We start from the raw sequence: 20,927 nt of genomic DNA on the forward strand, positions 1-20,927 counted from the left end.
ATGCCATTATGGGCTTCATGGTTATTGGGTTTTAATGTTAAACTCTTTGAGGAGCTCTGTAAAAAGTTCGCTATTATTGTGTTCAGAACTAATGAGCTCTAGATCTTTTACAGAGTAGTTTAAATGAATATTTTTAGCGATCTCATCTTTTTCATATTCATATAAAGACCACGTTTTGTTTTTGTATTCCAGAGCAGTTAAGTTTTCTATCCAGTCACCAGAATTTAAGTATACAGTACTTCCTTTTTCAGTTTTTATGGATCTTATCTCTGGTTGATGAATATGACCGCATACTACATAGTCATATCCCTCATCAATTGCAATGTCTGCAGCAGTTGTTTCAAAATTATTAATGAATTTAATGGCGCTTTTTACACTGTTTTTAATTTTTTTTGAAAAAGATAATCGACCATAACCTAATTTATGACTACACCAGTTAACAGCGGTATTTATTAGGATTAAAAAATCGTACCCTTTACCTCCTAATTTAGCAAGCCATTTTGAATGTTGCATGGTAACATCAAAAACATCTCCGTGAAAAAACCATCCCTTTTTACCATCAATATCAAGTACTACTTTGTTCACGATTTCAAAGCTTCCTAAGCGAAAACCTTTAAACCTACGTAGCATTTCATCGTGATTTCCTGTGATGTAATACACTTTTGTTCCAGAAGTGATGAAATTCATCAGTTGCTTAATGACTTTCATGTGTGGTTTAGGAAAGTAACGTTTGTTAAATTGCCAAATATCAATAATATCACCATTCAAAATTAATATTTTAGGGTTGATGGTTTTTAGATAATTATTGAGTTCAGTAGCTCTACAACCAAAAGTTCCTAAATGTACATCTGATATTACAGCAATATCTAATTTACGTTTTTTGTGTTTTTTCATTCTAAGTATACTTCGATGTTTACCAAAGTTACTTTTCGAATGTTTTTAAAAAGTGAAGTAATTATAAATTATTGGTAATAAAATCTTTACTAAAAAGTGTAGTGAATGTTATGTAAAAGTAAAAAGCTCGGTAAAAACCGAGCTTTTTATATAGTTTGTTTGAAGATTACTTATTGTACAATACCCATTCTCCTTTTTCTAATAAAGGAATAGCTTGTTTGTACTTAACTTCTTTTTCTTCACCAGACATTACGTTTTTGATGGTAACTTTTTCGTTACGACCAATTTTTGGTTGTTCACGAACAACTGTTTCTACAGCTTGTTGTTCCTGCGTTTGTTGGTTACGTGCATTGCTAATAGCTTGCTGTGTTGAGTTTTGAACTTCATCTTTACGTAAATCTAATTGCTCACGTTGTTGTTCACGAGCTTCAGATACTTGTGAAGCTTCTTGACTAGGTAGTTTTCCTTTAAATAAGAACGATAAAACTTCTTTATTTACTTTGTCAATCGTTTCTTGGAATAACTCAAAAGCTTCAAACTTATAAACCAATAATGGATCTTTTTGCTCGTACGTAGCATTTTGAACGGTTTGTTTCAGCTCATCCATTTTACGTAAGTGATCCTTCCAGTTTTCATCAATAATCGCTAAAGTGATGTTTTTCTCAAAATCGTTAACTAATGATTTTCCTTCACTTTCGTAAGCTTCTTTTAAATTGGTAACTACCTGTAATGTTTTAGAACCATCTGTAAAAGGAACAACAATACGCTCGTAACGGTCACCTTCGTTTTCAAAAACATTTTTAATTACTGGGAATGCATTTTCAGCATTTCTTTCCGCATCGTTTTTGTAGTGTTCTGTTACTATTTTGTATAGCTTGTCAATTAAATCTTGCTCTGATGTTTTATTGAATTCTTCTTCAGAAAAAGGAGAAGTCATTGCAGAGAAACGAATTAATTCGAATTCAAAGTTTTGGAAGTCTTTAGCACCCTTATTTTGTCTTACAATTGAATCACAGGTATCGTAAATCATGTTTGCAATATCAATCTGTAAACGCTTTCCGTCTAAAGCATGACGACGACGTTTGTATACAAACTCACGCTGTGCGTTCATAATATCATCATATTCTAATAAACGCTTACGAATTCCAAAGTTGTTTTCTTCTACTTTTTTCTGAGCTCTTTCAATAGATTTAGAAATCATAGAATGCTGAATTACTTCACCTTCTTTTAATCCCATTCTATCCATCATTTTCGCAATTCTTTCAGAACCAAATAAACGCATTAAGTTATCGTCTAAAGCTACATAGAATTGAGAAGAACCTACATCTCCTTGACGTCCTGCACGACCACGTAACTGACGGTCTACACGACGAGAATCATGGCGTTCTGTACCAATAATAGCTAAACCACCTGCTGCTTTAACTTCGTCAGATAATTTAATATCGGTACCACGACCAGCCATGTTTGTTGCAATGGTAACTACTCCAGGTTTACCAGCTTCAGCAACTACATCAGCTTCTCTTTTGTGTAATTTTGCATTTAATATATTGTGAGGAATTTTACGAATTTGTAACATTCTTCCTAATAATTCAGAGATTTCAACCGAAGTAGTACCTACTAATACAGGTCTTCCTTCTCCAACTAATTTTACAATGTCTTCAATTACTGCGTTGTATTTTTCACGCGTAGTTTTATAAACTAAATCTTGTTTATCGTCTCTTTGAATTGGTTTATTTGTAGGAATTTCAACAACATCTAGTTTATAAATTTCCCAGAATTCACCTGCTTCTGTAATCGCCGTACCTGTCATACCAGATAACTTACGGTACATTCTAAAGTAGTTTTGTAAAGTAACGGTAGCAAACGTTTGCGTAGCGTCTTCAATTTTTACATTCTCTTTAGCTTCAATGGCTTGGTGTAACCCATCAGAGTAACGACGACCGTCCATAATACGACCTGTTTGCTCATCTACAATCATTACTTTGTTATCCATAACCACATACTCCACGTCTTTTTCAAAAACCGTGTAGGCTTTTAAAAGTTGGTTCATGGTATGAATGCGCTCACTCTTCACACTAAATTCGCGATATAATTCTTCTTTTTGATCAGCTTTCTCTTCTGGAGTAGCATCGCTTTTATCTATTTGACCAACTTTTACACTAATATCTGGTAAAACGAAGAATGTTTCATTTTTTGTGATATCAGAAAGGTGTGCAATACCTTTATCAGTTAAATCAATTTGATTGTTCTTTTCTTCAATAGTAAACCATAATTCTGCATCAACTTCAGGCATTAGTTTGTTGTTGTCTTGCATGTAAAAGTTTTCAGTTTTTTGAAGAATTTGTTTAACTCCTTCTTGAGATAAAAACTTAATTAAGGCTTTGTTTTTAGGAAGACCTCTGTAAACTCTTAATAATAAGAAACCACCTTCTTTGGTGTCTCCTTCTTTAATTAAACGTTTAGCTTCAGCTAAAACACCTACTAAGTATTTATTTTGAATAGAAACTAAATCGGCAACTAGAGGCTTTAATTCATTAAATTCATGATTGTCTCCTTGTGGTACAGGACCAGAAATAATTAATGGAGTACGAGCATCATCAATTAAAACAGAATCCACCTCATCAATAATAGCATAGTTTGGTGCACGTTGTACTAAGTCTTTTTTAGAGTTAGCCATGTTATCACGCAAGTAGTCGAAACCAAACTCATTGTTAGTTCCGTAAGTAATATCAGCATTATAAGCTTCTCTACGTGCTTCAGAATTTGGTTGGTGGAAATCAATACAGTCAGTACTTAAGCCGTGGAACTCAAAAATAGGAGCCATCCACGCACAATCACGTTTTGCTAAGTAGTCGTTTACAGTAACAACATGAACTCCGTTACCAGTTAAAGCATTTAAGTATACTGGAAGTGTAGAAACTAAGGTTTTACCTTCCCCTGTCATCATTTCGGCAATTTTACCTTGGTGTAATACAGATCCACCAATTAATTGTACATCGTAGTGAATCATGTCCCAAATTACTTCTTTACCAGCAGCGTCCCATGAGTTAGCCCAAAAAGCTTTGTCATCTTCTAAAGTAATGTGTTCTCTAGTAGCTGATAATTCTCTATCAAAAGGAGTAGCAGTTACTTCTAATTCAGTATTGTTAGCAAAACGTTTTGCTGTTTCTTTCACAACAGCAAAGGCCTCTGGCATAATATCTAATAAAACAGCTTCAGATGCTTCGTAAGCTTCGTCTTTTAATTTATCAATTTCAGTATAGATTTCTTCTTGACGATCGATGTCTGCTTTTTTAGCTTCTTCCTCAAGCTCAGCTATTTTATCGTTAAAAAATTTGGTAGCATCTTTAATTTTCGATTTAAATTCGATTGTTTTTGCCCGTAATTCATCATTTGATAAACTGTTTAATGAATTTTCAAAAGATCGTACTTTTTCAACGATCGGTTGTAGTGATTTTAGGTCCTTTTGTTGTTTGTCTCCAACAAATAGTTTTATAATCGAATTTAAAACGCTCATTTGTAAAATATTGTTTTATAGCTAATTAAGTTGTTTTTAATTAGCGTTTTTTGTGTTTTTATTGAGTGCTTAAAAGTAAGCAAAAAAAAAGCCTCTGTAAAAGAGACTTTTTATTATTTATTTTTTCTAGTATTCATCTTCATTCCAAAGATAATCTTCTTCTGTAGGGTAATCTGGCCAGATTTCAATAATAGAATCGTACGCCTCACCTTCATCTTCGATATCTTGTAAGTTTTCTACCACTTCTAACGGTGCTCCAGTACGAATAGCGTAATCAATTAATTCGTCTTTAGTTGCAGGCCAGGGTGCATCTGCTAAATAAGATGCTAATTCAAGTGTCCAATACATTTCTTTATCTGTTTAATAAGATTTTCCGCAAAAATAATTTTTTTTTGTAAAAAGTCAAGTTTTTTTTAAAAAATGTGAAATTAATAATTAAAGAACTTAGTTATAGCTTTTCAGGAATCCATTTAATTTCCTCAGCTTGTAAGTCTTGGGTCAACTTCCGTGCCAATACAAAAAGGTAGTCAGAAAGTCGGTTTAAATACTTTAAAACAGTATCGCTAATTGCCTCTTCTTCGTTTAAAGCCACAGCCAATCGTTCCGATCTACGGCATACGCAGCGTGCTATGTGACAAAATGACACGGTTTGATGACCGCCTGGTAATACAAAGTGTGTCATTTGAGGTAGGTCTTTATTCATAAGGTCAATTTCGTCTTCTAAGAACTGAATTGACTCTTCGTTAATCTTGGGAATATTTAAGCGTTCTTTACCACTTTTTAAAGTTTCCTTTTCTGGAGGAGTAGCTAACATGGCACCTAATGTGAATAAATCGCTTTGAATTTTTGTTAATTTCTTTTTTAGAGTTTCGTCAACGTATTGGTCTCTAATTAACCCAATGTAAGAGTTAAGTTCATCAACTGTTCCATAACTTTCTATTCTTAAATGATGTTTAGGTACTCGAGTACCACCAAATAGGGCAGTGGTACCCTTATCACCTGTTTTAGTATATATTTTCATATGTTTTTTATTGGTTTGATTAATTATTTTAAGATAGCCAATTTATCTAAAATATAATCAGGACAACGCATAGGTCTTTTTGTTTTATTGTTAATAAATGCTAACACAGTATTTCCAGTTGAAATTAGGTCGTTATTTTGATTGGTAATTTCATAGTCGAATTCAATTTTTACTGAAGGTGTTTTTTTTAAAATGGTTGTAATGGTTAATTCATCGTCGTATAATGCTGATTTTTTAAAGTTACAAGATAAAGATATAACAGGTAACATGATTCCTGTTTTTTCCATATATTTGTAGGTAACGCCCAGAGAACGTAACCATTCGGTGCGACCAATCTCAAAAAACTGTGCGTAGTTCCCATGGTAAACTACTCCCATTTGATCAGTTTCAGCATACCGAACACGTATAGATGTATAATGTTTTTGCAAAAGATTATTTTATTTTTAATTGCACTAACATTACGTAAAAAAAAAATAAAAGTCAATAGTGATTTGATTTTTTTATACTGAAATTTATTCACACTTTTGTTCGCCCAGACATTGGTGTTTGGTGTCCCCTAAATCTGAATAAAAATTAACAACTAAAAAATTGATTTTTACCGCATATGACTAAAACAGCCGATTCAGTTTGGATGGAATGTTTGTCTTTTATAAAAGACAACATTAAGCCGCAGGCATATAAAACTTGGTTTGAGCCTATAAAGCCAATTAAATTGGCAGGGGAAGCATTGACGGTTCAGGTTCCTAGTAAGTTTTTTTATGAGTGGCTAGAAGAGCATTACATCAAACTGTTAAGAGTAGCTTTGGTTCGTCAGTTAGGTAATGATGCTAAGCTAATTTATGATGTACGTATGGAAAATACGTATAGTAGTAATAGTCCGCAAACAGTAAAAATACCTAGTTCAAATCGTAATCCGTTAAAACCACAAAAAGTAACCGTTCCGTTAGAATCAAAACGAGAACTAAAAAATCCATTTGTAATTCCTGGCTTGCAAAAAGTAAAGATAGAATCTCAACTAAACCCAAATTATAACTTTGTAAATTTTGTTGAAGGAGATTCAAATAGATTAGCACGTTCTGCAGGTATGGCTGTGGCTAATAAACCAGGAGGAACTTCATTTAACCCATTACTAATATATGGTGGAGTTGGATTAGGAAAAACACACTTAGCTCACGCTATTGGTGTTGAGATTAAAGATAAATATCCAGATAAAACGGTATTGTATATTTCTTCTGAAAAATTTACACAACAGTTTATTGATTCTGTAAAATCAAATACCAGAAATGATTTTATTCATTTCTACCAAATGATTGATGTGTTGATTATTGATGATGTGCAGTTTTTATCAGGAAAAGCTGGTACGCAAGATGTGTTCTTCCATATTTTCAATCATTTACATCAAAATGGAAAACAGGTTATTTTAACTTCGGATAAAGCACCTGTTGATATGCAAGATATCGAACAACGGTTATTATCTCGTTTTAAATGGGGGTTATCAGCTGAGTTACAAGCACCTGATTACGAAACAAGAATTTCAATCTTACAAAACAAATTGTATAGAGATGGTGTTGAAATGCCTGAAGAAATTGTTGAGTATATAGCAAAGAATATAAAGTCGAATGTTCGTGAGTTAGAAGGAGTGATAATTTCAATGATAGCTCAAGCTTCTTTTAATAGAAAAGAGTTTACAATTGAATTAGCAAAGCAGATTGTAGATAAATTTGTTAAGAACACGAAAAAAGAATTGTCTATTGATTACATTCAAAAAGTAGTATCGAAATACTTTGATATGGATGTGGCAACCTTACAGTCAAAAACACGTAAGCGTCATATTGTACAGGCTCGTCAGTTAGCGATGTACTTTGCTAAACGTATGACAAAATCATCGTTAGCAAGTATTGGGAGTCAAATAGGTAAAAGAGATCACGCTACTGTATTACATGCGTGCAAAACTGTAGATAATTTGACTGAAACTGATAAGCAGTTTAAAAAGTATGTAGAAGACTTAACAAAAAAGTTAACTTTATAAACAACGAACCTCACCTAGTGAGGTTTTTTTATGAGTATGAAAAAAATATTAATGGTTTGTTTAGGTAATATTTGCCGATCTCCCCTTGCTGAGGGAATTTTAAAATCTAAATTATCATCTGAAAGTTTTGTAGTTGATTCAGCCGGTACTGCGGGTTATCATGTAGGTGAATTACCTGACGAGCGCTCTATTGAAGTGGCTAGAAAATATGGTATAGATATTACCAATCAACGTTCAAGAAAATTTACAAAAGCTGATTTTGATAAGTTTGACATAATTTTTGCAATGGATCAAAATAATTATGCAGATATTGTAGCTTTGTCTGAAAATGAAGAGCAACATGAAAAAGTAAAGCTGATTTTGAACGAATTGTATCCTGATGAAAACAGGAGTGTTCCAGATCCTTACTATGGAGGAGATCAAGGTTTTGAAAACGTGTATAAAATGTTAGACGAAGCGTGTGAAATTATAGCTTCAAAATTAGAACAGAAATAATGAAAGGTAAATTATACTTGATTCCTACAACGTTAGGTGATACTGAACCATTAGAGGTGATGCCATTGTCAGTAAAAAAGGTAGTAGAACAATTAGATTATTTTATTGTTGAAAACGAAAAGTCTGCTCGAAGGTTCATTAAAAGAATTACACCAACAAAATCACAACCTTCATTGGAGTTGATGTTGTTAGATAAGTATTCTGATGATTTAGAAACTAAGAATTATTTAGATGTTTGTGAAAAAGGAATATCAGTAGGTTTGCTTTCTGAAGCAGGTGTGCCAGCAGTAGCAGATCCAGGCGCAAGTATTGTTAAGTTGGCGCATCAAAAAGGGATTCAAGTAGTTCCATTGGTAGGACCTTCTTCTATTTTGTTGGCAATTATGGCGTCTGGTATGAATGGGCAGAGTTTTGCGTTTAACGGATATTTACCTATTGATAAGTCAGACAGAAAAAAAGCAATTAAAGATTTAGAGAAGCTTTCAAAAGAAAAAAATCAGTCACAGCTTTTTATCGAAACTCCTTACAGGAATGAAAAAATGTTAGATGATTTACGCGCTACTTTATCACCAGATACAAGAGTTTGTGTGGCGTGTGATATAACACTTCCAACAGAATATATTAAAACACTAACGGTAAAAGAATGGAAGCATGTAAAGACTGATTTACATAAGCGACCAGCAATTTTTATCATTCATAAATAAAAAAAGCATCGATTAAATCGATGCTTTTTTAATATCTTTAGTTATTGGTTAAACCGTTGGTTTTTTGTTGGCTTTGATGTTGGAAACATCATAACCAGCAAACTTTTTAAGGTATGATTGTATAGAGGTTCCATAGGCATCGTTAAAACGGATAGATCCATTTGAACGTAAGAACTTTTTTACATTACCGGCACCACTTAAGTGTGCTGCTGCTAAAATACCAGATTCGGTTATTTTAACTCCATTAATGGTCTTTCCAACACTTCTCTTAATATCTTTTCTTAAAATCCATTTGTTTAATTTACAATAAGCAACAAATGTGCGTTCTTGTAATTCTGGGTTTCTAAGAAAATGAGTGGTGTTGTAAATTCTAAATCTCTTTAGGGTTTCTTTACCAAATTGGTATTTCCCTAAATATCCAAGTGTATTAACTACTCTGTACCTACCTTGTGATTCTTTAAAAGCTAAGGCTTCTTTAAATCCTACAAAATCATTTAATAAAAAAGGAATGTTTACCTTTTCTACCTTGTGAATTGGTATTGGCGTTGTTGTAGTAGTTTTTTCTTTTTTAGTTGTAGTCTCTGTAAAACTGGTTAATAATACAAATCCTAAAAATACTAATACTAAATGTCTGATAATTAAATACTTTCTGTTTAGCGCAGCAAAGATACGGTAAATTTTTATAACAGGCTATAAATCAATAATTTACAGTTTCTTAACTGTTGATAATTAAGTTGTTTTCTGGTGTTTTTTTTAGGTAAAAACCAAAAAAAACTATTTTATATTAACTTTTTAATAATGTTTTATTGAAATTGATGAGAATAAAATTTTGTTAATTTATCTCTTTATTCCTTGTTGATTTATCCATTGTTGATATTTCACTGCATTTCGATTGTGTTGTGCTAAAGAGTTAGCAAATTCATGAAAGCCAATTTTATCAACACTAGCACACATGTAGTAATAATTGTGTTTTTGATGGTTTAAAACAGCATCAATAGATGAAATATCTGGCATTGCAATCAAAGTAGGAGGAAGTCCTGTGTTTTTATAAGTATTGTAAGGAGAGTCTATCACTAAATCTTTGTTTAAAACCCTTTTTACAACAAAATCTTGTCCTTTAACTTCTTTAATTGCATATATAACTGTTGGGTCGGCTTGTAAAGGCCAATTATCTCTTAATCTATTTAGATACAAACCAGCCACGACAGGGCGCTCTATTTTTTTAGCTGTTTCTTTCTGAACGATAGAAGCTAATGTAATTACCTCTTCTTTTGAAAGATTTAGTTTTTTAGCTTTTTCTAACCTAGCAGAAGTCCAAAAACGATTGTATTCGCGTAGCATTTTATCGCGAAATTTTTCAGCAGAAGTATTCCAGTAAAACTCATAACTATTCGGAATGTACATTCCTAATGCAGATTTTTCAGTAAATTTATTGGTAGCTAAAAAAGAAGGATCTTGCATAGCTTGTAATAAAGCAATAGAGTCTGCTTCAATTTGTTCAGCTATTCTTCCTGCTAATTTTTCTAAAGTATCTTGATTGTTGAAAGAAAGGATAATAGGTGTTTGATTTCCACTACGTAAAAGGTTTACAACATCATTCATGTTCATCCCTTTTTTTAGTAAATATTTTCCACCTTTGGGTTGTGTGAATTTTTTCTTTTCAGCAACCCAAACAAAATTTTCAGGATGTTTAACAAACTCAGAAAGTTGTTTCTTCACATCTATAAAAGAGGCGTTAGAGCCTATGTATATAGCTCCATCTTTAGTAACAGCTTTACCAAAGATTTTTTGATAGTAGTTAAATCCAATAATTCCGCCAATTAAAAAAATAGCAGCAATACCTCCTAAAATAATTTTCTTATTCATTTATTAGTTGAAATAATAGTTCGTCTTTATATGTTTCATTATGAAATATCCAATCTTTTTTAATACCAGTTTGCTTAAAGTTTTGTTTTTCAAAAAGATGTAAGCTACTAGTATTGTCACTAGTGATATTTGCATATAGTTGATGTAAATGCAAATGTATAAAACAGTACTTTATTAGTAACTGTAAAGCTTCAGAGGCAAATCCCTTCTGCTGAAAGTCAGGATGAATTAAAATTCCGATACCAGCTCTTTTATGTTGCGGGTTAAAATCGAACAAATCTATCATCCCAATAGATTTACCAGTCACTTTATCATCAATAACTAATCGTAATTGTTTAGCTTCATAAATATCTAAGTGAGCGTTTTCTAAATATTGCTTCAGTAAAAATTTAGAAAAAGGAGTCTGTGTATGACTCACTTCCCAAAAAGATTCATTATTTTCAATTTGAAATAAAAACTCTAAATCTTCAGGTTCTAAGGCTCTTAACTTGATATGTGTTCCAGTTAACGTATGCACTAAATATTTATTTTACCCTCAAATACAAATGTAGCGGGACCTTTTAAAAATACATTCGAATAAACTCCGTCTTGTTCTTCAAAAGAAACTTCTAATTCCCCGCCTTCAACAGGCAAGATTATAGATGAACTGTTGGTTTTTTTAGTAGCATGCATGGCTATAGCAACGGCAGTAACACCCGTTCCGCAGGCTAAAGTCTCATTTTCTACGCCACGCTCGTAGGTACGTACTTTAAAAGTGTTATTTGTTATTTGTTCTACAAAATTAACGTTGCTACCTTCGGCACCATAAATTTCATTCCTGATTTTTTTTCCATTTGAAAAAACATCATAATTAGCAAGATCGTTTACCAACTGAACATGGTGTGGAGATCCTGTATTGGTAAAAACGTATTTGTCAAAAATATTCACCTTGTTAACATCAATCATTTGTAAAGAAACAAGGTTGTTAGAAATAGAGGCATGATGCAGCCCGTCAATAGCAATAAAAGTAGTTTCGGTTTCAAAAAGTCCAAGTTTATGAGCAAAAGCCACAATACAGCGTCCACCATTACCACACATAGTACTTTCATTACCATCAGAGTTATAATATACCATTTTAAAATCGGTAGTATTATCTTCTTCAAGTAATATAAGACCATCGGATCCAATACCGAAGTGTCTATTGCATAATTTTGCAATTATGTCAGTTTTATTTTTTGGAAAGGTTTTTGAACGATTATCAATCATGATAAAATCGTTACCAGTTCCTTGGTATTTGTAAAATTCTAAATCCATAATAAAGGACAAAGATACATATTTTATAAAGGAAAGAGGACTGTTAAATAGCGGTTAAAATCAGTTAAATAGAAGTTAAACACATTTACTTGAAATGTTAAAATTGTATATTTGAAGTATAAAATTTTGTAAGCATATGAAGAAAATTATTGGAACTTTAGGAATTGCGATTTTAGGAGGCGCAATAGCACTTGCAGGATACAAAACACTAATAGAAGAACCGCAAGTAATAGTAGAGAAAGAGGTAGAGCCAACAATGCAAACTGTAAAGGCAAGTTATACACCAACAATAATAAACTCAACATCAACACCAACAGATTTTACAGAAGCAGCTGATAAAACAGTACATGCGGTGGTTCATGTTAAAAATACATCTATAAGAACACAACAAGATCCTTATAGTTTTTTCTTTGGAGGAAATGGTACAAGGAAATATCAACAAGTTGGTACAGGTAGCGGTGTAATTATTTCTCCTGATGGATATATTGTAACTAATAATCATGTGATTGAAGGAGCAAGTGATATTGAGATTACGTTAAACAATCAGAAAAAAATAAAAGCGGAATTAATAGGGGCTGATAAAGCGAATGATATAGCATTGTTAAAAGTAGAAGCTGACTTTGAATTACCAAATTTACCTTTTGGAAATTCTGATAATATTAAAGTAGGAGAATGGGTATTAGCAGTAGGAAATCCCTATAATTTAACATCTACTGTTACTGCAGGTATTGTAAGTGCAAAAGGGCGTGATTTAAATGGTAACACAAACATAGATTCATTTATTCAAACAGACGCTGCTGTAAATCCAGGAAACAGTGGAGGAGCGTTAGTGAATACAAGAGGTGAATTAATAGGAATCAATACAGCTATTTCTTCAAGAACAGGCTCTTTTATAGGGTATTCATTTGCTGTACCTTCAAACATTGCTAAAAAAATAGTAGATGATTTACTAGAGTTTGGAATGGTACAACAAGCTGTTTTAGGAATTAATGTAGATATTGAAGCAGTAAATATTGAAGGGGTAAAAATAGGAGAAGTTTTAGAAGAAGGAGGGGCTAAAAAAGCAGGCTTGGAAGAAGGAGATATTATAACAAAAGTAAACGATATAAAGATTTCTAAGTTTTCAGATTTAAAAGGACAGTTAACGGCAAAAAGACCTGGAGAATATGTGAATTTAACAATTGATAGAGATGGAGAAGAGTTGACTAAAGTAGTTAAATTAACCAAGCTTATAAAGTTACCAGTAAGTAGAGTTTTAGAAACAGAGTTTGAAGATCTTACAAAAGAAGATAGGGAAAAGTTTAAATTAGATGGAGGAGCTAAAATTAAAAGAACTCAAAATATAGCTTTTAAACAATTTGAAGTAGGAAAAGGGTATATTTTAACCAAAATTAATGGAAAAAAAGTAAGTAATGCAAAAGAAGCTGTTGGTATGTTAGATCGTTCGTACGGTAGTGGTAAAAGGCTTTTATTAGAGATGATTAGTCCATCAGGTCAAATAGAGCGATTTAGATATTAGGTTAATGAAAAAAATATTTAGAAGAATAAACTATATACTAAATAAAAAAAGTCCTGTTAAAACGATTTTTAACAGGGCTTTTTTCTTTTGTAAAACCAACAATAAATAAAGAAGAAATACCTATTTTTGCAAAAATTTTTTAATTTTAGTTAACACACAACTATGTCAACAATAACAAATTACGAAAAAGAAGTAGTAAATCAAGCACAAGTTCGAAGAGCTACGGTTGAGTTTATAAACATCGTTAACGATTTATGGTACGATAAATCTATCGAGTTAGTATTATTTAGAAATCCATTGGTAGATAAAAGAGCTAGTGAGGTTTTAAATTTAATCGATTATGCTAAAGAATTTGTAGCGAAGCCAATAACAATAGAAGATGCTTTAGAAATAGCTAAATCAATTCAATCAATTGATTTACCACCATCAAAATTAGATATTGGTAAATTAGCATACGAATATCATTTACAAGATGAAGCATCGGTAGATAAAATAGCTTTTGTAAAAGAGCAATTAAAAGATGCTACTGAAGCAGAAAATATTCAACCAAAAGACGTAGTATTATACGGTTTTGGACGTATTGGTCGTTTATTAGCTCGTGAGTTGAGCAGTAAAATGGGTAAAGGTTCTCAATTACGATTAAGAGCTGTAGTAACTCGTGGTAAAATAGATCAAACAGTATTAGAAAAAAGAGCTTCTTTGTTAAGTGTAGATTCTGTACATGGAGATTTCTTAGGAACAGTTCAGGTAGATGCTGATAACAATGCTTTAATCATTAACGGTACAACTGTTTACATGATTTCTGCTGCACAACCAGAAGATATTGATTATACGCAATATGGAATTAACGATGCGTTAATTATTGATAACACAGGAGCTTTTAGAGATGAAGAAGCATTAAGTCGTCACTTAAAAGCAAAAGGAGCAAGTAAAGTATTATTAACAGCTCCAGGTGCAGGTGTACCTAACATTGTTCACGGTGTAAACCATGAAGAAAATAACCCTGATAATATCGATATTTTCTCAGCAGCTTCATGTACTACCAATGCTATTACACCAGTATTAAAAGTGTTAGAAGATAACTTCGGAATAAAAAAAGGACACTTAGAAACAATTCATGCATATACAAACGATCAAAACTTGGTTGATAACATGCATAAGAAATACCGTAGAGGTAGAGCTGCTGCGTTAAACATGGTAATTACAGAAACAGGGGCAGGAAAAGCAGTAGCAAAAGCATTACCAGCATTAGCAGGTAAGTTAACCTCAAGTGCTATTCGTGTACCAGTGCCTAACGGATCGTTAGCAATCTTAAACTTACAATTAAATACTCCAGCAACAGTAGAGTCAGTAAACGCTATCATGAAGCAGTATGCCTTAGAAGGAGATTTGGTAGAGCAAATTCAATACTCATTAAGTAATGAATTAGTGTCTTCTGATATTGTAGGAACAACAGCACCATCTATTTTCGACAGTAAAGCAACAATAGCTGACGGAGATACTATCGTAATTTATGTATGGTACGATAATGAATATGGTTATTCACATCAAGTAATGCGTTTAGCAAAGCATATAGCTAAAGTACGTCGTTATACCTATTATTAATATAATTTTAAAAGTATATAAAAAGCTGAAGTATTGATTTACTTCAGCTTTTTTATTATATTTGAATAAACAATAACCCCTAAATATCCCCTTAATGAAAAAAGTAGTAATATTACTATTTCTAGTGCTTGGTGTTAGCTCACTAAGCTATTCACAAGAACTGAGAACATTGGTGTCTGGTAAGTGGTTTGTAGATTCAATGAAAATTGGAAATGAAAAATTCGAGTTTTTGAATGGTAGTAATTGGTTAGAATTAAACTCTGATGGAAGGTATCATGTAATGATGAGTAATAAAGAAGAGAATGGTACATGGAAATTGATAACCGATAAAAATGAGTTAGAGTTTGATGATAAAAGCTTTGATAAAAATTTAAAAATTGAAAAAATTAGTGAAACAATGTTATTAGTTTCAGCAAAAAATGAAGAAACCATCTATACTATGTGGTTAAAAAAATAAACTATACACATAGTTTATTTTTTAACGACCGAGGTAAGGGATTACCTCGGTTTTTTGTTTTTTACTCGTATACTACTTTAGTGTATACCACTCGTATCTTTTTATTAAATTAGCATCAAAATAAAAAAAATGAAAGTAGTACTTACACCAATGTTGTTATTATTTGCAGCAATAACAACCGCACAATCTAAATTACCATATTACGAAATTCCAAAAGAAGAAAAAGAGTTTACTGCGGGTTCTGTGATTAGTAGAATGATAGATGGATTAGGATTTCGTTATTATTGGGCGACAGAAGGTTTAACTGAGAAAGATTTAGAGTATAAACCAAGCACTGAAGCAAAAACGACAGGAGAAACAATAGATCATGTGTTAAGTTTGTCGCAGGTAATTTTAAATGCTGCTTTAAGTAAACCTAATGAAAAAAAACAGGTTAAAATGACCTTTGGTGAAAAAAGAAAAATAACCTTAGAAAACTTAAAACGAGCTAGTGATATTTTAAGAAGTAGTGATGATGTGTCACAATTCAAAATAATCTTTGGAGAAAAAGAATTTCCTTTATGGAATGCTATTAATGGACCTATTGCTGATGCTATTTGGCATGCAGGTCAGTTAGCTTCATTCAGAAGAGCATCAGGAAACCCAATCAATTCAAAAATAAATCATTTTACAGGTACCGTTAGAAAATAATTTAATGACAGTTCAGGAGAAGATACAACAATTAAGAGAAGAGTTACACAAACATAATCATAGTTATTATGTGTTGGATGCACCAACCATATCAGATTATGAGTTTGATATTAAGTTAAAAGAGCTTCAAGAGTTAGAAGATGAAAATCCAGAATATTTTAATCCAAATTCCCCAACGCAGCGAGTAGGAGGAGAAGTAACTAAAAACTTTGAAACGGTTACTCACAAGCATAGAATGTATTCGTTAGACAATTCGTACTCTAAAGAAGATTTGTTAGATTGGGAAAAACGTGTCCAGAAAATTTTAGGAACCGATGAGGTTGAATATACCTGTGAATTAAAATACGATGGAGCTTCAATAAACCTTACTTATGAGAATGGTGAGTTTGTACAAGCAGTTACTCGTGGAGATGGTTTTCAAGGAGATAATGTAACAACCAATATTCGTACAATAAAATCCATTCCATTATTGCCAAATAGTGATTTTGTGAGAGATTTTGAAATGCGAGGAGAAATCATTTTACCGTTAGACGGATTTAATAAAATGAATGAAGAACGTATTGCGAATGATGAAGAACCTTATAGAAATCCGCGTAATACCGCTAGTGGAAGCTTGAAGTTACAAGATAGTGCAGAAGTAGCAAAACGCCCGTTAGATTGTTTGTTGTATCAATTAGTAACGAGAGAACGTAAATATGCTTCGCATTTTGAAAGTTTAGAAGCCGCCAGAAAAGTTGGATTTAAAATTCCAGACACTATTGTTTTAGCTAAGTCGATTGAAGAGGTGTTAGATTTTGTAAACGAGTGGGATGTTAAACGTCACACGTTACCTTATGAAACGGATGGAGTAGTGGTAAAAGTAAATTCGTTTCAGCAACAAGATGAATTAGGGTATACTTCAAAAGCACCTCGTTGGGCAATCGCTTATAAATTTAAGGCAGAGCAAGTTTCAACAGTATTAAATGAAATTACCTATCAAGTAGGTAGAACAGGAGCAATAACACCTGTAGCAAACTTAGAACCTGTACAATTAGCTGGAACGATTGTAAAAAGAGCTTCATTACATAACGCCGACCAAATAGCAAAGTTAGATGTACGAGTAGGAGACACTGTTTTTGTAGAAAAAGGAGGGGAAATTATCCCAAAAATTATTGCTGTTGATTTAACAAAGCGACCAGAAGACTCTGTTCCTACACAATATGCAACCCATTGCCCCGAATGTAATACTGAATTAGTCAGAACTGATGGAGATGCAAAACATTATTGCCCGAACGAATTTGGATGTGCGCCTCAAATTACAGGTAGAATCAAGCATTTTATCAGTAGAAAAGCCATGGATATTGATGGCTTAGGAGGAGAAACGGTTGATTTATTACGCAAAGAAGGACTGATTAAAAACTATGCGGATTTATATGACTTAACGGTAGAACAAGTAATTCCGTTAGAGCGAATGGCTGAAAAATCAGCACAAAATATGATTGAAGGAATTGAAAAATCAAAAGAAATTCCGTTTGAAAAAGTGTTGTTTGCTTTAGGAATCCGTTTTGTTGGCGAAACTGTAGCTAAAAAGTTAGCAAAACACTTTAAGTCAATCGATAATTTAATGAATGCCGATTTTGAAACATTAATTTCTGTTGATGAAATTGGTGATAGAATAGCGCAAAGTATTATTGATTTTTCGAACAATTTAGGGAACATAGACTTAATAAACCGATTAAAATCACACGGAGTTCAGTTAGAGGTCTCTGCAGAGAGCTTAGAAGGACAAACAGATAAATTAGCAGGAAAAGTATTTGTTGTTTCAGGAGTTTTTCATCAAATGAGTAGAACTGAACTTAAAAAAGCAATTGAAGATAACGGTGGTAAGGTGTCGAGTTCCATTTCTAAAAAAACTACCTATATTGTAGCAGGTGATAATATGGGACCGAGTAAGCTTACCAAAGCTGAAAGTTTAGGGATTCCCATCATTTCAGAACAAGATTTTATTGATATGATTGCTTAGTTTTTAGACAGTAGACGACAGTAGATAGTGAAAATTAAAAACTAATTTATCTAACACCTAACACTAAAAAATGACCAAACAAACTAAAATAACCCTAGCTTCCATCGTTTTTTTATTGGTTGCTATTACCGATGTGTATGCAGTAATTACACAAAATAAAACAATAGAAATGATTTTTAAACCGTTATTAATGACATCACTAGCGGTAGTGTATTTGGTATCGGTAAGTAAGCATCGTTTCTGGTTGTTATCGGCTTTGTTTTTTTCGTTTTGGGGTGATGTTTTCTTGCTTGATAAAACAAACTTTTTTGTATTTGGTTTGGCCTCGTTTTTAGTAGCACATGTTGTTTATATTAAAATAACGACAAGCTTTTTGTATAAGGATTCAGTAGTTAAAATACTAACATCAGCAGTTCCCTTTGTATTGTTATTTGTGGGACTCTTAGGTTTAATTTATAATAATTTAGGAGACATGTTGCTACCTGTATTGGTGTACGGAATAGCTATTTCAACTTTTGGAACAGCAGCATTACTAAATTATCGTCAGCAAAAAAACACAGCGAATTCATGGTTGTTGTTAGGAGCTGTTTTGTTTGTTGCTTCTGATAGCCTTATAGCATTGAATAACTTTTATACAACTAAAAGGTTGTTTGATATTGCTATAATTGTCCTGTATGTCGTTTCTCAATATTTAATTGTTAAAGCAATTATAGCTAAAGAAAATTAAAAACTACTGACATAGGGTTGACATAGCGGCACTTTATTTTTGTTGAAAATAAAAAACAAAAAATGAGTACAGGACAAAAAGAACCGTTTTACGTGATAGGAATTTCAGTAAGAACTACTAATGAGAATCAACAAGCAGCAAAAGATATACCTGCTTTATGGCAACGATTTATGTCGGAGAATATAGTTGAACAAATCCCAAATAAACTTTCAAATGAAGTATATGTTGTGTATACGGATTATGAATCAGATTACACTAAGCCATACACAACAATCATCGGTTGTAAGGTAAGTGAAATAGGTAATATCCCAGAAGGGTTTGTGTGTAAAAAAATAGCAGCACCAAACTATAAAACATATGCAGCAAAGGGAAGCTTAACAGAGAATATTGTCTATAACAAATGGTTAGAAATTTGGAATGAAGATATAAAAAGAGCTTATACTTCCGATTATGAGTTGTATGGAGCAAAAGCATCAGACCCAACAAATGCAGAAGTAGAAATATTTATAGGAGTAAATTAATCAAAAAGGGCAGTTTTAGAACTGCTCTTTTTAATTTAAATTAATGTTTATTTCTAACAAAAGGTATATTATTTCTATTAAAAATTAATAGAATAACTCCAGAGATAAAAGTTACGATAGCACTAATAAACAAAATGCCACCATCGCCATCGTGTTCAATACCTAAAATAGTTAAGTGGCTCATAATTGCTCCACCCATTAAACCAATAGTTAATAAGGCTCCTAACCAAGTTTTTTTAGGGATAAATAAAAGTACGGAAGCAATTAATTCAAAAACACCTGTACCTATTCGCATATAAGCCTCATTATCTCCAGCTATTTTAATAAATAAATCAATGCTTTCTTGAGCTCCAGTAAATTTAAAAAATAATGTTTGAAGCATTATAATAGCAGCTATCAGTTTTAAAATTAAAAGAATATATTTTTTCATACATAATAAAAATCTATTTACTTAGACGTTATAATTCTTAATGCTTACATAAACTAAAAACAATACTTTTGTAAGTATGAAAAAAATAGTATTAGTCCTATCCGTTTTTGGTTTACTTGCTTGTAAACAGCAAAAAACAACACTTAAGTTTTTAGACGAGTATTTGATAAAAGATTCTTTAGTTATCAATAACACTGTTATCGGTGGAATTTCTGGAATTGATTATTACAATAACAACTACTATATGGTAGTGGATGATGCTACAAATCCAAGAATTTTAGTAGGAGATATTATTGTTAAAAATGATTCGATACAATCGGTAAATTTTGAAGATGTTATTATAGTTGATACTATAAGTAAGTTTACTAAAAATCATGTATTGGATTTAGAATCTGTATTCGTAGATAACGGAACTATAAATTTAGTAAGTGAAGGGTCTATTCAATATAAAAAAGACCCAAGTATATTTGAAATAGACACAAAAGGAAACTTTAAACAAGGGGTAGAAATACCTAATTATTTCAAAGCAACATCCAAAGCGAAACCAAAGCATAACGGTGTTTTTGAAAGTTCTTCAAAAAGTTTTGACGGAAAAGGTTTCTGGGTAGCAATGGAAGCTCCTTTAGAAGCAGATGGAGAAGAGCCTACATTTCACGAAACACAATCTCCTATCAGAATTACCTATTTTGATAACGAATCAAAAAAAGCGACCAAACAATTTGCATATCAATTAGAGAAAATTGATAAACCAGCTAAAGGAAAAATAAACCTAAACGGAACTACAGCTATTTTAGAATACCGAAAGAATCAGTTTTTTATAATTGAAAGAGCATATCAAAGTGGTTATGGTAGCCATGGAAATGTAGTTAGAATTTTTAAAGCAACTATAGATAAAACTTCAACAAATACATTAGAAAATCAATCTTTAAAAAACGAAAAATATACACCATTAAAAAAAGAGCTGTTATTTGATTTTAGTACTGTTAAAAATCAATTAACCGATGGGATAATAGATAACATTGAAGCGATTACTTTTGGTCCAATATTGCAAAACGGAAATAAATCGTTAATCTTGGCTGCTGATGATAATTTTCAGTTGTATGGAAGGCAATTAAATCAATTTTTATTATTAGAAATTGATGAGAAATAATATAAAT

At 32.1% G+C, this 20,927-nt stretch carries 21 protein-coding genes; 11 read left to right on the forward strand and 10 right to left on the reverse strand.

Features of this window, described 5'->3' with window-relative positions; all coding sequences use genetic code 11:
• Positions 1-21: 21 nt before the first annotated feature.
• The 5 genes from D6200_RS01310 to D6200_RS01330 form a co-directional block, all read right to left on the reverse strand.
• The gene (locus D6200_RS01310; RefSeq protein ID WP_073181162.1) at positions 22-894 is read right to left on the reverse strand and encodes a UDP-2,3-diacylglucosamine diphosphatase; all 873 of its coding nucleotides are present in this window, start codon (positions 892-894) and stop codon (positions 22-24) included.
• A gap of 166 nt (positions 895-1,060) precedes the next feature.
• A complete protein-coding gene (secA, locus tag D6200_RS01315; RefSeq protein ID WP_073181160.1) occupies positions 1,061-4,411 on the reverse strand; it encodes a preprotein translocase subunit SecA in 3,351 nt (1,116 codons plus the stop codon).
• Between the two features lie 126 nt (positions 4,412-4,537).
• Complete coding sequence (locus D6200_RS01320; RefSeq protein ID WP_047789198.1) at positions 4,538-4,759, reverse strand: DUF2795 domain-containing protein; 222 nt, start codon at positions 4,757-4,759, stop codon at positions 4,538-4,540.
• 100 nt (positions 4,760-4,859) lie between these two features.
• Complete coding sequence (locus tag D6200_RS01325; RefSeq protein WP_073181158.1) at positions 4,860-5,432, reverse strand: cob(I)yrinic acid a,c-diamide adenosyltransferase; 573 nt, start codon at positions 5,430-5,432, stop codon at positions 4,860-4,862.
• A gap of 23 nt (positions 5,433-5,455) precedes the next feature.
• Positions 5,456-5,860: an acyl-CoA thioesterase gene (locus tag D6200_RS01330; protein WP_047789196.1), complete on the reverse strand. Its 405-nt coding sequence runs from the start codon at positions 5,858-5,860 to the stop codon at positions 5,456-5,458.
• 176 nt (positions 5,861-6,036) lie between these two features.
• Between D6200_RS01330 and dnaA the strand changes: the two genes are divergently transcribed.
• From dnaA to D6200_RS01345, 3 genes are read left to right on the forward strand one after another with little or no spacing between them, the layout of a single operon-like run.
• The gene (dnaA, locus tag D6200_RS01335; RefSeq protein WP_047789195.1) at positions 6,037-7,461 is read left to right on the forward strand and encodes a chromosomal replication initiator protein DnaA; all 1,425 of its coding nucleotides are present in this window, start codon (positions 6,037-6,039) and stop codon (positions 7,459-7,461) included.
• 36 nt (positions 7,462-7,497) lie between these two features.
• Positions 7,498-7,956, forward strand: coding sequence for a low molecular weight protein-tyrosine-phosphatase (locus D6200_RS01340; RefSeq protein ID WP_073182627.1), 459 nt, complete (start codon positions 7,498-7,500; stop codon positions 7,954-7,956).
• Positions 7,956-8,660: an SAM-dependent methyltransferase gene (locus tag D6200_RS01345; protein ID WP_073181155.1), complete on the forward strand. Its 705-nt coding sequence runs from the start codon at positions 7,956-7,958 to the stop codon at positions 8,658-8,660. Before D6200_RS01340 ends, D6200_RS01345 begins: the two co-directional genes overlap by 1 nt.
• A gap of 48 nt (positions 8,661-8,708) precedes the next feature.
• Here the strand turns inward: D6200_RS01345 and D6200_RS15390 are convergent, their stop codons facing one another.
• The 4 genes from D6200_RS15390 to dapF all read right to left on the reverse strand — a co-directional run bounded on the left by D6200_RS15390 (position 8,709) and on the right by dapF (position 11,819).
• Positions 8,709-9,329: a peptidoglycan-binding protein LysM gene (locus D6200_RS15390; RefSeq protein WP_073182625.1), complete on the reverse strand. Its 621-nt coding sequence runs from the start codon at positions 9,327-9,329 to the stop codon at positions 8,709-8,711.
• A 168-nt stretch (positions 9,330-9,497) separates the two neighbouring features.
• Positions 9,498-10,526 carry an endolytic transglycosylase MltG gene (mltG, locus tag D6200_RS01355; RefSeq protein WP_073181153.1) on the reverse strand — a complete coding sequence of 343 codons (1,029 nt, stop codon included), beginning with the start codon at positions 10,524-10,526 and terminating at the stop codon, positions 9,498-9,500.
• A complete protein-coding gene (locus tag D6200_RS01360; protein WP_047789192.1) occupies positions 10,519-11,043 on the reverse strand; it encodes a GNAT family N-acetyltransferase in 525 nt (174 codons plus the stop codon). The genes mltG and D6200_RS01360 overlap by 8 nt, the downstream gene beginning before the upstream one ends.
• Positions 11,043-11,819 carry a diaminopimelate epimerase gene (gene dapF, locus D6200_RS01365; protein WP_073181152.1) on the reverse strand — a complete coding sequence of 259 codons (777 nt, stop codon included), beginning with the start codon at positions 11,817-11,819 and terminating at the stop codon, positions 11,043-11,045. Before dapF ends, D6200_RS01360 begins: the two co-directional genes overlap by 1 nt.
• A gap of 136 nt (positions 11,820-11,955) precedes the next feature.
• On the opposite strand from dapF, the gene D6200_RS01370 reads away from it, so the two are divergent.
• The 7 genes from D6200_RS01370 (at position 11,956) to D6200_RS01400 (ending at position 19,340) form a co-directional block, all read left to right on the forward strand.
• A complete protein-coding gene (locus D6200_RS01370; protein ID WP_047789190.1) occupies positions 11,956-13,338 on the forward strand; it encodes a trypsin-like peptidase domain-containing protein in 1,383 nt (460 codons plus the stop codon).
• Between the two features lie 162 nt (positions 13,339-13,500).
• Positions 13,501-14,943, forward strand: a complete 1,443-nt coding sequence (locus D6200_RS01375; protein ID WP_073181150.1) for a glyceraldehyde-3-phosphate dehydrogenase — start codon at positions 13,501-13,503, stop codon at positions 14,941-14,943.
• 94 nt (positions 14,944-15,037) lie between these two features.
• The gene (locus D6200_RS01380; RefSeq protein ID WP_073181148.1) at positions 15,038-15,400 is read left to right on the forward strand and encodes a hypothetical protein; all 363 of its coding nucleotides are present in this window, start codon (positions 15,038-15,040) and stop codon (positions 15,398-15,400) included.
• Between the two features lie 129 nt (positions 15,401-15,529).
• Positions 15,530-16,090, forward strand: a complete 561-nt coding sequence (locus D6200_RS01385; protein ID WP_239178880.1) for a hypothetical protein — start codon at positions 15,530-15,532, stop codon at positions 16,088-16,090.
• A 4-nt stretch (positions 16,091-16,094) separates the two neighbouring features.
• On the forward strand, positions 16,095-18,092 hold the full coding sequence (gene ligA, locus D6200_RS01390) for an NAD-dependent DNA ligase LigA (protein ID WP_073181146.1): 1,998 nt from the start codon (positions 16,095-16,097) through the stop codon (positions 18,090-18,092).
• A 70-nt stretch (positions 18,093-18,162) separates the two neighbouring features.
• The gene (locus D6200_RS01395; protein WP_073181144.1) at positions 18,163-18,819 is read left to right on the forward strand and encodes a lysoplasmalogenase; all 657 of its coding nucleotides are present in this window, start codon (positions 18,163-18,165) and stop codon (positions 18,817-18,819) included.
• Positions 18,820-18,881: 62 nt separating this feature from the next.
• Positions 18,882-19,340: a GyrI-like domain-containing protein gene (locus tag D6200_RS01400; RefSeq protein ID WP_047789185.1), complete on the forward strand. Its 459-nt coding sequence runs from the start codon at positions 18,882-18,884 to the stop codon at positions 19,338-19,340.
• Between the two features lie 40 nt (positions 19,341-19,380).
• Here D6200_RS01400 and D6200_RS01405 read toward each other — a convergent pair whose 3' ends face one another.
• Positions 19,381-19,770 (reverse strand): DoxX family membrane protein, encoded by a 390-nt coding sequence (locus D6200_RS01405; RefSeq protein WP_073181142.1) that lies wholly within the window; start codon positions 19,768-19,770, stop codon positions 19,381-19,383.
• 76 nt (positions 19,771-19,846) lie between these two features.
• On the opposite strand from D6200_RS01405, the gene D6200_RS01410 reads away from it, so the two are divergent.
• On the forward strand, positions 19,847-20,920 hold the full coding sequence (locus D6200_RS01410; protein WP_073181141.1) for an esterase-like activity of phytase family protein: 1,074 nt from the start codon (positions 19,847-19,849) through the stop codon (positions 20,918-20,920).
• Positions 20,921-20,927: the final 7 nt, after the last annotated feature.

This window comes from Tenacibaculum mesophilum, assembly GCF_003867075.1.
Classification (GTDB): domain Bacteria; phylum Bacteroidota; class Bacteroidia; order Flavobacteriales; family Flavobacteriaceae; genus Polaribacter; species Polaribacter mesophilus.